This window comes from Ruegeria sp. CE9, from assembly GCF_056537425.1.
The window spans coordinates 1-10,224 of sequence record NZ_JBQFRO010000024.1 but is presented as its reverse complement, the minus strand read 5'-3'; the positions used below and the strand labels follow the sequence as shown (position 1 = coordinate 10,224).

Genomic DNA, 10,224 nt, shown 5'->3' with positions numbered 1-10,224 from the left:
CGCCCGCCAGCGCCGGAAACCATCATCCCGATGGATCACAGGCCGATGATGCACTAACAATCAAATTGGACCAGTCAGATGAGGCTGCTCACAAATTCCCAACCTGAAGTTTTCTGACGCAAACTCTTTTGGCCTACCGCGCTCCGTACTTTCGGGGCAACTTGCCCCACTATTCCGGCGCGCTTCCCGAAGTCCGAAGGGCTGGTATTTCTTTCCCCGCATGGACCGCCTGAAAAAACGGTTGGTGTTCTTGTATAAACCTTGCTGCTGGTTTTGTTCGAATGTCGGGTTTTGTCAGGTTCGGCGCGTTATTTTCCGTTAATAAAACACCGTGTCGGGGGGTGCATAAATAGTAGGGGCCGGTTTCTATTTAGCTCTACTTTAGACGCCGTTTCCGCGCTGCCATCTTCCTGCAGCCTTCCTTGCAGTACTTGGCGTCCACCCGTTTCCATTCCGGCATGAGGTTGCCACAGTAGGCGCAGTGCCAGCCCTTGGAATAGTTCTGCGCCAGCTTTTGGGCCCGCTGTGTGATCCGGTGTGCGTTTTGCCACGGGAAGTGGGTGAAGCTGAGCCGCATATGTGGCGGGTTCAATTCCTCGATCCAGATTGTTGAATTATCGCGGTCGGTCATGCGTGTACCTTATCCGGGAACTGCCTTTGATATTGCTGGGTAATCGAATTTAACTCCATGACGCGTGGGCGGGTATTGGTCGCGAAACTCCTATCTTTAGGGCCTCGCAAAACTCAAACCTGCCATTGCCGTGCCTCCTGTCTGGACGTTGTGTGTCGGGGTGATTAGGTTGCTGGTATGAACCCAGCCGATCCCCCGTTAGCTCTGGAAGTGGCAGCAGGCATATTGATTGCGTATCTGGTTGTCTTTTTTGCAAAGAGCACCATCGCCCATTGGAACCGGGGCGACGGCAATCTAGCGATAATGATGGGCGCTCTGGTGGCATTTGTTGGCGGCGGTCTCATTCTTGCTGGTATGGGTACAATAAGCTGGTAGCTATGTCGGTTGCGAAGCCACCAGCAGAACCCCCTGCAATAGCACCAGTTGCAACCGGCCCGATTGGTTTCTCGCCTTTGACCTTCTGACCAATCTTGCCTGCCTGCAGCCACCCTGCGCCTTTCTCAGCGCCTTTGGCTGCGGCACGACCAGCAACTGCACCAGCAGGACCACCGGCCTTGTAACCGATAAGGGTTAACACCCATTCAGTGATGTTCTTATATTGTTACGGAGGCGCCAATCATTCAGAGGTTGCAGAAAACTGCAATTCGAGACGCCGTTCGAAGACGATCGCAGTGCGGACCAAGCGCCATTTCGCTGCAAAAGGCTTCAAAGTCCGGTGAAGACGTATCAAGACCGCCGTGCCCGGCACTTGGGGTGGAAACCGGTCATTCGCTGTATTCGAAAAACTCTCTTTGATTGTGACAGGTTTCGGGTTCCGAGCAGAAATTGAAACAAACTACAGGGCTATGGGAAGCTGAAGCGTAACGCTTGCTCCTTTTTCGACTTGGTTGATCGCGGCCACACCTCCGTGGCGCTTTGCTACAGCTGAGACAATCGACAACCCTAAACCGCTACCTTCGGAATATTCTAGCTGCGAAAATCGACTGAAAACGGCTTCGCTTTGGTCGGGTGAAAGGCCTGTTCCGTCATCAGATACGGTTAGTTTGACGTTCCCCGCGTCACAACGCAGTACAACTGATATTTGACTCAGTTTAGCACCGCCGTGCTTAAGCGCGTTGTCCAGCAGGTTTTTGATAGCCTCTGCCAAAAAGATCCGATCTCCTGAGACCAAGATTGTTGGTTCTGGCATTGTGACTTCAAAATCGATCCCTTTTGTGAGGATATGAACGCCCATGTCAGCGCAGGCCTCTTCCACAACCGCACGGAAATCAATCTTGTCCATCTGATCCTGATGCGTTGGCTGCCGCAACCGCTCCAACGACAATAGCTGCTCGGCCACCGTCGCGGAGTTTTTCGCTGCCGACACAAGCTCGATAATCCGTTTGTCCTTGTCCTCATCTGTTTTTGCGTCCCGCAACGCCTCGGCCATAGACTGGACCGCTGCCGCGGGATTCCGCAGCTGATGCGCGGCTTCTGAGATAAACACCTGATGGGCGTTGATGCTGTTCTCGACCTGTCCAAACAGCCGGTTCAAGGTCTGAACAATGCCATGAACCTCGACCGGGACCGGGCGCTTGATCTGGCTCAGGTCGTCAGGCGAGCGCAGGTCGATGGCATCCTGCAAATCCAGCAAGGGCCGCAATCCGCGTGCGACGCCGAACCAGACGACAAACGCAAGGGTGGCCAGCAGGATACCCATCAAGATCGCGGCGCGGATCGACAGTTCGTTGGCAAAGGCGTGGCGGTCGGCGATGCGTTGCCAAGCTGTTACTGTTGCATCGCCCACCAGGTTACCCAGTGTGACGCGCTCGGTCATTTTCAGTACGCGCACCGGCTCATTCCGATAGATCGCCTCGAAAAACCTTGGCTGGTACGCGTCTTGCTCAGACGGGTTTGCAGCGGTCGGAGGATATGCATACCCTGTGACGTATATGCCGCCAGGTCCAGTCACGTGATAAAAAATCTCTCCGCCCGATGCGTCGCGGATCAAGCTGCGCGTGGTAGGCGAAAGGGCATCGCCTTCCGACACCGCCACATCGCGCGAAATGGCCAGACTGGCAGATAACAGGCTGTCGTCAAAAAGCTCCTGCGCCGTTTGCTGAGCCACCGTGTAGCGCCAGTATCCAAGCAGGATTGCGAGCAGCACCAAAGGCGTCAGGATCAGAATGAAAAGCCTAAGCCTGAGCGAACCGTGCCGGATCACTTCTGCACCTCTAACAGATATCCAAGGCCACGGGCGGTCTTGATCCGGATGCCGAGGTTCTGAAGGCGTTTGCGCAGTCGTGACACATGTGGCTCGACGGCTGAATCGTCGACATCGGCGCCCACGCCGTAGACGTAGTCGGTCAACTGACTTTTAGGGACGATCCTGCCCCGCCGTTCCAGCAGGCATTCAAGCACAGCCATTTCCCGACGCGGCACATCGAGAACTCGGCCCTTTGCACTGACCTGCCGGGTGGTGCGATCGAATTCCAGGTTCCCGATCGTTTCGCGCGCACCGTAATCCAATTGCTTGCGGCGCGACAGGGCGCGTATTCGGGCCTCAAGCTCATCCATCTCGAAGGGCTTCACCAGGTAATCGTCGGCGCCCATATCCAGACCTGAAACGCGGTCGCTGGTCTCGGTGCGCGCGGTCAGCAGGATGACAGGCGCGCTATCGCCTCGGCTACGCAGGGATCGCAAGATCTCAAGCCCTGACCGACCTGGCAGATTGATATCCAGAACGATCAGGTCAGCGCCTTCCTGTTCCAGATACAGATCGGCGGCCTCGCCATCTGTCAGCACATCAGCGGCATGGCCCCGATCCCTCAGGCGGTAAGCAATGGCGTTGGCGAGGGCTTCATTATCCTCGACGATGACGATCCGCATTCGGGCTCCTGCAAGTTTCGCGCAAGGTTGGCGCTTCATGATTGCCAGATAGGAGTGGGAATCAACCCCACAGTTCTATTTGCGATCACGGTGGTGCGGAGGGCGCTGACGTGGTTGTTTGGTCAACAGGGAGGAACCAATGGCCATTTCAAACTTCACCCGTCGCGCCGTCGTGGGGCTGATCGCCGCCGCCGGACTCGCCGCACCTGCCGCAGCCGAGGTCGATTTCTCGGGCAAGACCGTCGAATGGGTAATCCCGTTCTCGGAAACGGGCGGGTCTGCCAAATGGGCCAACTTCTTTGCGCCGCTTCTGTCCGAAGCACTGCCGGGCCAACCGACAGTGGTCGTGAAATTTATGCCGGGCGCCGGTTCGACCAAAGGCGCAAACTGGTTCCAAGAGCAGAGCCATGATGATGGAACGCTGCTGTTTGGCACCTCCGGTTCAACTCAATTCCCGTATCTGCTGAGCGATCCGCGCGTGCGCTATGAATACAACGACTGGATTCCGGTCATGGCATCCGGAACAGGCGGTGTTGCTTATCTGAACGCCGAGGACGGAGCCAAGTTCGACGGCTCTGCCAATGCGCTGAAGGACACCAATTTCATCTACGGCTCGCAGGGCGCAACTCGTTTGGACCTTGTGCCTCTGTTGGCCTGGCAGATGCTGGGCATGAATGTGGAACCGGTCTTTGGCATCAAAGGCCGCGGAGATGGCCGCCTGATGTTTGAACGTGGTGAAGCCAATATCGATTACCAGACGTCCTCAGGCTATTTGGGCGGCTCGGCCCCGCTGGTCGAGGCCGGTCAGGCCGTGCCGATGATGACCTGGGGTGCTCTGGACGCAGATGGCAATATCGTTCGTGACCCGACCTTCCCGGACATTCCGACCTTTAAAGAGGTCTGCGAGGCCACCGATGGGTGCGAAACCAGCGGTGAAGCATGGGACGCATGGAAAGCCTTCTTCGTAGCGGGCTTCCCGGTTCAGAAACTGGCCTTCCTGCCCGGTGACACGCCACAAGAGGTCGTTGATGCCTACACTGCAGCGTTCCAAGCCGTAACAGAGCGTGGTGACTTTGCAGACATTTCGTCCAAGCGCGTTGGTAAGTATCCTGTTTTTGTCGGCGAAGGCTCGAAATCTGCTTTGCAGACGGCGACCAATGTGGATGACAATGCCAAGCAATACGTCCTGAACTGGCTGAAAGAGGCCTACGGCGTCGAGCTGAACTAAGCTGACACGTCGTCGCGCGCCCAACGAAGGGCGCGCGTTTCTCTACATACAAAACAGTTTATGAAAGGCGGCCGCTATGGAGGTTTTCGCCACCGCTCTACCTGCGCTTGGTGACGCGTGGGGTTTGATCCTGCAACCCATCGTTCTGGGGTATCTCATTCTCGGCGTCGTCATGGGGCTGGCTGTGGGCGTCTTTCCGGGGCTTGGCGGTATTGCCGGTCTGTCCCTGCTGTTGCCTTTCATGTTCGGAATGGACCCGATCCTTGGTCTGGCGCTGATGATCGGGATGGTCGCAGTGGTGCCGACCTCGGACACCTTCGCTTCCGTCTTGATGGGCATCCCCGGCAGTTCTGCTTCGCAAGCCACGGTGCTGGACGGCTTCCCTATGGCCAAAAAGGGCGAGGCTGCGCGGGCGCTTTCGGCGGCCTTCTCCTCATCCCTGTTCGGTGGGCTGGTCGGCGCCACCTTCCTGACCATGTTCATCCTGATCGCGCGGCCTATCGTACTGGCCTTCGGCTTGCCCGAGATGCTGATGATCACAATTCTCGGCTTGTCGATGGTCGCTATTCTGGCCGGACGCATCCCGTTGAAGGGCGTGGCCGCCGCCGGTCTTGGCCTGATGGTCGGTACCATTGGTGAGGCGGATGCAGGTGGTTCACTGCGCATGGCGACCTATGACATTCCCTATCTGACTGATGGTCTGAAATTGGTCATCGTCGGGCTGGGTATCTTTGCCGTTCCCGAGATCGTCTCACTGCTGCGGCAAGATCGTTCGATCGCCAAAGGGGCATCTCTGGGGGCCGGTTGGCTTGACGGTGTCAAAGACTGGTTCGCCAACATCTGGCTCTCGGTCCGTTGTTCAATCATTGGCGTGGTCGTCGGCGTCATTCCGGGCCTCGGGGGCTCAGTGGTCGACTGGATCGCCTATGGCCATTCGGTTCAATCCACAAAAGACAAAAGCAACTTCGGCAAAGGCGAAGTGCGCGGGGTTATCGGCCCTGAAAGCTCAAACAACGCCAAAGAGGGTGGTGGGCTGGTGCCGACCCTGCTGTTTGGCATCCCCGGCTCGGGTTCGATGGCGATCTTCATCGGAGCGGTGGCGCTGTTGGGGTCCGGTGATATCGAGGTCGGGCCGAGCATGCTCAAGGACAATCTCGACATCACGTATTCCATCGTCTGGCTGCTGGCGCTGGCAAACGTGGTGGGCACGATCCTGTGCATCGCAGCCTCGGGCGGAATCGCCAAGCTGACCACGATCCGCTTCACCTATCTTGCGCCGTTCCTGTTCATGCTGATCAGCTTTGCGGCCTTCCAGTCGGGGCAAAACTTCGAAGACCTGCTCGCCCTGTTCGTGATCGGCTTGATCGGCATCTTCTTGCGCCGTTTCGACTGGTCGCGCCCGGCCTTCCTGATCGGTTTCGTTCTATCGAACCCGGTTGAGAAATTCACCAACCAGGCGTTCCAGATCGCCTCGTTCCGGTTCCGCAAGAGCTTTGGGGAGGGCATGGAGTATGTCTTCAGCCCGATCGTTATCGTGCTGATCGTCGTCACCGTTGTTTCGGTCATTCTGGGTATCCGGCAGGCCAAGATGATCATGGCCGAAGGTGACGTAAAGGCAGGTACGAAGCGCGCGCCATTGATCTTCCTGCTGGTGATCATGTCCTATCTGATCGTCGCCTTGGTCAACGCCAATATGATCCCTGACTACAATATGACCGACAAGATCATCCCTCTGGTGATCGGCAGCGTCTCGCTGTTCTGCTGCGTGATCCTGTTGATCCAGATGATGCGGCGACCCGAGGGTGATGCGATCTTCGCCGACAAGGAAATCGCCGGAGAAGACGCCAGCGCACCGCATGGTCTGTGGTCCACACTCGCGTGGTTCGCCAGCTTGATCGCCGCGACTTGGGTGGTGGGTTTCATCCTCGCGCTGCTGGGTTTCCTGATTGCGTTTTTCCGCATCCGGGCCGGGGCAAGCTGGCAGATGACGCTGCTCCTGACAGCCTGCGGCATCGGGTTCATGTGCCTGATGGCCGGTGCGCTGAACCGCGATTTCCCGCCGGGTCTGTTGCAAGACATGGTCAGCCTGCCCTGGCCGTTGAAGTGAGGGGTTCAAAATGACTCAAACCGCAATCCCTTATATCTTGATGCGTGGCGGCACGTCGAAAGGCCCGTATTTCCGCCGCTCGGATTTGCCTGAGGATCTGGACGCGCTGGCCGAGGTGCTGATCGCCGCTCTTGGGTCTGGGCAGTCGCTGAACATCGACGGCATCGGCGGCGGCGCGGCGGTGACCACAAAGGTCGCGATGCTGTCGGTCAGCGAGGATGACGGGGCCGATATCGACTATTTCTTTGCGCAGGTCTCGGTCGAGGACAAGCTGGTCGATTTCAAACCGACTTGCGGCAACATACTGTCCGGGGTTGCCCCTGCTGCCGTCGAGATGGGCTTGTTCAAACCGCAGGGTGATGAAACTGAAGTTCGCATTCGGGCCGTCAACACTGGGGCTCGGGTCGTGGCCAAGGTGAATACACCCGGGGGCGAATTGACCTATGAGGGTGATGCGGAGATCGCCGGCGTTCCCGGTCATTCAGCACCTGTGCAGTTGAGTTTCATGGGCGTGGTGGGCTCGGCCACCGGAGCGTTCCTGCCTACGGGCAACTTGCGCGATGCAGTTCAGGGCGTCGAACTGACCTGCATGGATGTCGCTATGCCGATGGCTATCGCCCGCGCCACAGACTTCGGATTGACGGGCTATGAGAGCGCCAAGGAGCTGGACGCAAACCGCGCGTTCTTTGGCCGGATGGAGGCCGTTAGGATCGAAGCAGGGCAGCGGATGGGTATGGGGGATGTGTCCAAATCGGTCACCCCTAAGTTCGGCCTTGTTGCTCCGGCCAGAGAGGGCGGAACGCTCGCAGTGCGGTATTTCATGCCGTGGAAAACCCACCCGACCATGGCGGTCACCGGCGCGCAATGCATGGCGTCTTGCGCTTTGACTCCCGGAACCGTCGCCGACGGTTTGCTGGATCGCCCCACGAACAGCCCGGCTGAAGTCGTTCTGGAACACGCCTCGGGCAATATCGACGTGATGGTGGATTTTTCCACCACCGACGGGTTCACAGTGAACGCGGCGGGTTTGGTGCGGACCGCGCGCAAGTTGGCGGACGGGCATGTTTATGTGCCTGAGTCTGTTTGGAACGGGAGTTGATCTAGTGCAACCCAAATAGTATACTATTGTATACATAGTGGGAGGACACGATGGACAACTACTCGGAATGCCTCGATATCGCGCGTCAGGAACTCATGTTGGCGCAGTCGGCCCTACGGCGGGACATCTCGGACTACCCGACACCGATTGCTGGCTGCGATGAGCAGTTCAACCATCTGCTGGATCAAAGCGAACGGGTCCGCAATGCACTTGCCGCTCTCGACACATGTCATTTTGTGCCGACGCCAAGAAAACTGAACACCGAGCAGGGTATAGAAAGCCGATGAAGGTCCATATTCTTGATGACTGGTTTGACACCCTGCGTGCCCTGCCTTGCTTTGAGAAACTCACCGGTCATGAGGTGACGTTATGGACGGATCATGTCGAAGACACTGACACTCTGGCCGACCGACTGCATGACGCGGAGGTGCTTGTCCTGTTCCGCGAACGTACCAAAGTCACCCGCGTCTTGCTGGAGAAATTACCAAACCTTAAACTGATCAGCCAGCGCAGCGTTTATCCTCATGTCGATGTTGAGGCCTGTACAGATCACGACGTGCTGCTGTGCTCAAACATGCATGGCGGGACGCCGTCTTATGCTGCAGCCGAACTTACTTGGGCGTTAATCATGGCCGGGATGCGGGATTTGCCCGCACAAATGGCTTCGGTGAAAGCCGGGCACTGGCAGGCGGGCGTGGGTAAGACGCTGCGGGGGCGTCAGTTGGGGCTCTATGGCTATGGCCGCATTGCTCGCGCCATTGCAAGTTATGCCGAGGCCTTTGGGATGAATGTGATCTGGTGGTCATCCGTAGAAGGCCGGGCACGTGTGCAGGCGGATGGCGCGCAGGTCGCGCCCAGCCGTGAAGCGTTCTTTGGCAGCAGCGATGTTGTCTCGGTCCATGTGCGCTTGAAACCGGATACGCGCGGGATCATCACCGCATCGGATTTTGCACAGATGCAGCCGGAGGCGCTGTTTGTGAACACCTCGCGAGCCGGGCTGATCGCGCCTGGTGCTTTGCTTGAGGCGCTGAACGTCGGTCGCCCCGGCAAAGCGGCGATTGATGTGTTCGATTCCGAGCCACTGATTGATCCGACCGACCCGCTTTTGTCACATCCCAATCTGATCGCGACACCACATATCGGCTTTGTCACTGAAGACGAGTTCGACCTGCAATTCGCGGATATTTTCGATCAGGTGAACGCCTATGCCGAAGGCGCTCCGATCCACATAATCAACCCCGAGGTTTGGACCAACGCAGAATAAGATTTGCGGCGATGGGCGCACCGATGATCACCAGCACGATCCTTGTCAGATGGTGGGTGATCACAAAGCCCAAATCCGCGCCCGAGACGATGGCCAGCACCGTCATCTCTGCCTGCCCACCGGGGGCAAAGGCCAGAAACGCCTCGACCGGTTGGCCCAGCCCCAAGGTCGTGACAACGGCGGTAAAAGCGGCTGCCAGGACGGCAAGGACAATGACATAGGCGAAGCCTGCTGCCACTACCCGGCGTAGTTCGACCCATGTGACACCTACGAATTTCACACCAATTCCGCAGCCAATGAAAAACTGCGCTGCAAGAATGGCCTCGCGAGGCGGTCGGGTATGAATGAAGTCGCCCAGTGACAAGGCGGCCGTAAGGATCATTGGCCCCAGGATTGACGCCCCGAACAGGCCAATCCACTCCCCGCCTTTCCAGCCGATAATGGCGGCCAGAACCATCAGTGCCAATTCTTGCATTGGCAGGTTGTGCGCGGGGTCGCCAATCGGATTGGTGAGTTGGGCATCATAGAACACGGTGAGGAACAAGGGGGCCAACGTCACGATGATCAGCACGCGCGTACCGTGGATCAAGGACAAGGTACGCGGATTGGCCCCCGCCTCAGTGCCAAAGATGATCATGTCTTGCAAACCGCCCGGCATGGCTGCGTAGAAAGCCGTTGTGGAGTCAAAGCCCCAGAATTTGCGAAAGAATGGCACACCTACCAGCGCGATTAGCAGGATGAAGAACGGGATCAGCGCAATTGACGCGGCCATTTTTGGCAATTCAGCAAACAGAGCCGGCGTAATCGATGCCCCTACCGCCACGCCCAGTATAGTGCGGGCGGCAACCGAGACCTGTCCAAAGCCTTCCATCGGTGCGTGCGCAAGAGCTGCAATCAAACATGCGCTCATTGGTCCGAACAGAAAGGGTAGCGGCAGGTTCAGCGCCCAAAATACACCGGTGCCCAGCACAGCAAGTCCGAACGTAACGGCTCGTTTTTTCAAAGCTGAAGTTTCGGTGTTCTGGGT

General features: G+C 57.7%; 10 protein-coding genes. 5 read left to right on the top strand and 5 right to left on the bottom strand.

Annotated elements, in window-relative coordinates:
- Nucleotides 1–376: 376 nt before the first annotated feature.
- The 4 genes from ACR0B3_RS23370 to ACR0B3_RS23355 all read right to left on the bottom strand — a co-directional run bounded on the left by ACR0B3_RS23370 (nucleotide 377) and on the right by ACR0B3_RS23355 (nucleotide 3,499).
- Nucleotides 377–631, bottom strand: coding sequence for a hypothetical protein (locus ACR0B3_RS23370; protein WP_480811165.1), 255 nt, complete (start codon nucleotides 629–631; stop codon nucleotides 377–379).
- Nucleotides 632–971: 340 nt separating this feature from the next.
- Nucleotides 972–1,208, bottom strand: a complete 237-nt coding sequence (locus ACR0B3_RS23365) for a hypothetical protein (protein WP_480811164.1) — start codon at nucleotides 1,206–1,208, stop codon at nucleotides 972–974.
- 258 nt (nucleotides 1,209–1,466) lie between these two features.
- On the bottom strand, nucleotides 1,467–2,834 hold the full coding sequence (locus tag ACR0B3_RS23360) for a sensor histidine kinase (RefSeq protein WP_480811163.1): 1,368 nt from the start codon (nucleotides 2,832–2,834) through the stop codon (nucleotides 1,467–1,469).
- Nucleotides 2,831–3,499, bottom strand: a complete 669-nt coding sequence (locus ACR0B3_RS23355) for a response regulator transcription factor (RefSeq protein WP_480811162.1) — start codon at nucleotides 3,497–3,499, stop codon at nucleotides 2,831–2,833. Before ACR0B3_RS23355 ends, ACR0B3_RS23360 begins: the two co-directional genes overlap by 4 nt.
- Before the next feature lie 139 nt (nucleotides 3,500–3,638).
- Here ACR0B3_RS23355 and ACR0B3_RS23350 point away from each other — a divergent pair, with 139 nt between their 5' ends.
- From ACR0B3_RS23350 to ACR0B3_RS23330, 5 genes are all read left to right on the top strand, one after another.
- A complete protein-coding gene (locus ACR0B3_RS23350; protein WP_480811161.1) occupies nucleotides 3,639–4,727 on the top strand; it encodes a tricarboxylate transporter in 1,089 nt (362 codons plus the stop codon).
- 76 nt (nucleotides 4,728–4,803) lie between these two features.
- Nucleotides 4,804–6,834, top strand: a complete 2,031-nt coding sequence (locus tag ACR0B3_RS23345) for a tripartite tricarboxylate transporter permease (RefSeq protein WP_480811160.1) — start codon at nucleotides 4,804–4,806, stop codon at nucleotides 6,832–6,834.
- A gap of 10 nt (nucleotides 6,835–6,844) precedes the next feature.
- Nucleotides 6,845–7,933: a 4-oxalomesaconate tautomerase gene (locus ACR0B3_RS23340; protein WP_480811159.1), complete on the top strand. Its 1,089-nt coding sequence runs from the start codon at nucleotides 6,845–6,847 to the stop codon at nucleotides 7,931–7,933.
- A 50-nt stretch (nucleotides 7,934–7,983) separates the two neighbouring features.
- Nucleotides 7,984–8,220 (top strand): hypothetical protein, encoded by a 237-nt coding sequence (locus ACR0B3_RS23335; protein WP_480811158.1) that lies wholly within the window; start codon nucleotides 7,984–7,986, stop codon nucleotides 8,218–8,220.
- Entirely contained in the window at nucleotides 8,217–9,197 is a 981-nt protein-coding gene (locus ACR0B3_RS23330; protein ID WP_480811157.1) for a D-2-hydroxyacid dehydrogenase family protein, read from the top strand. Before ACR0B3_RS23335 ends, ACR0B3_RS23330 begins: the two co-directional genes overlap by 4 nt.
- Here ACR0B3_RS23330 and ACR0B3_RS23325 read toward each other — a convergent pair.
- Nucleotides 9,166–10,200 (bottom strand): AbrB family transcriptional regulator, encoded by a 1,035-nt coding sequence (locus ACR0B3_RS23325; RefSeq protein ID WP_480811166.1) that lies wholly within the window; start codon nucleotides 10,198–10,200, stop codon nucleotides 9,166–9,168. The genes ACR0B3_RS23330 and ACR0B3_RS23325 overlap by 32 nt on opposite strands.
- Nucleotides 10,201–10,224: the final 24 nt, after the last annotated feature.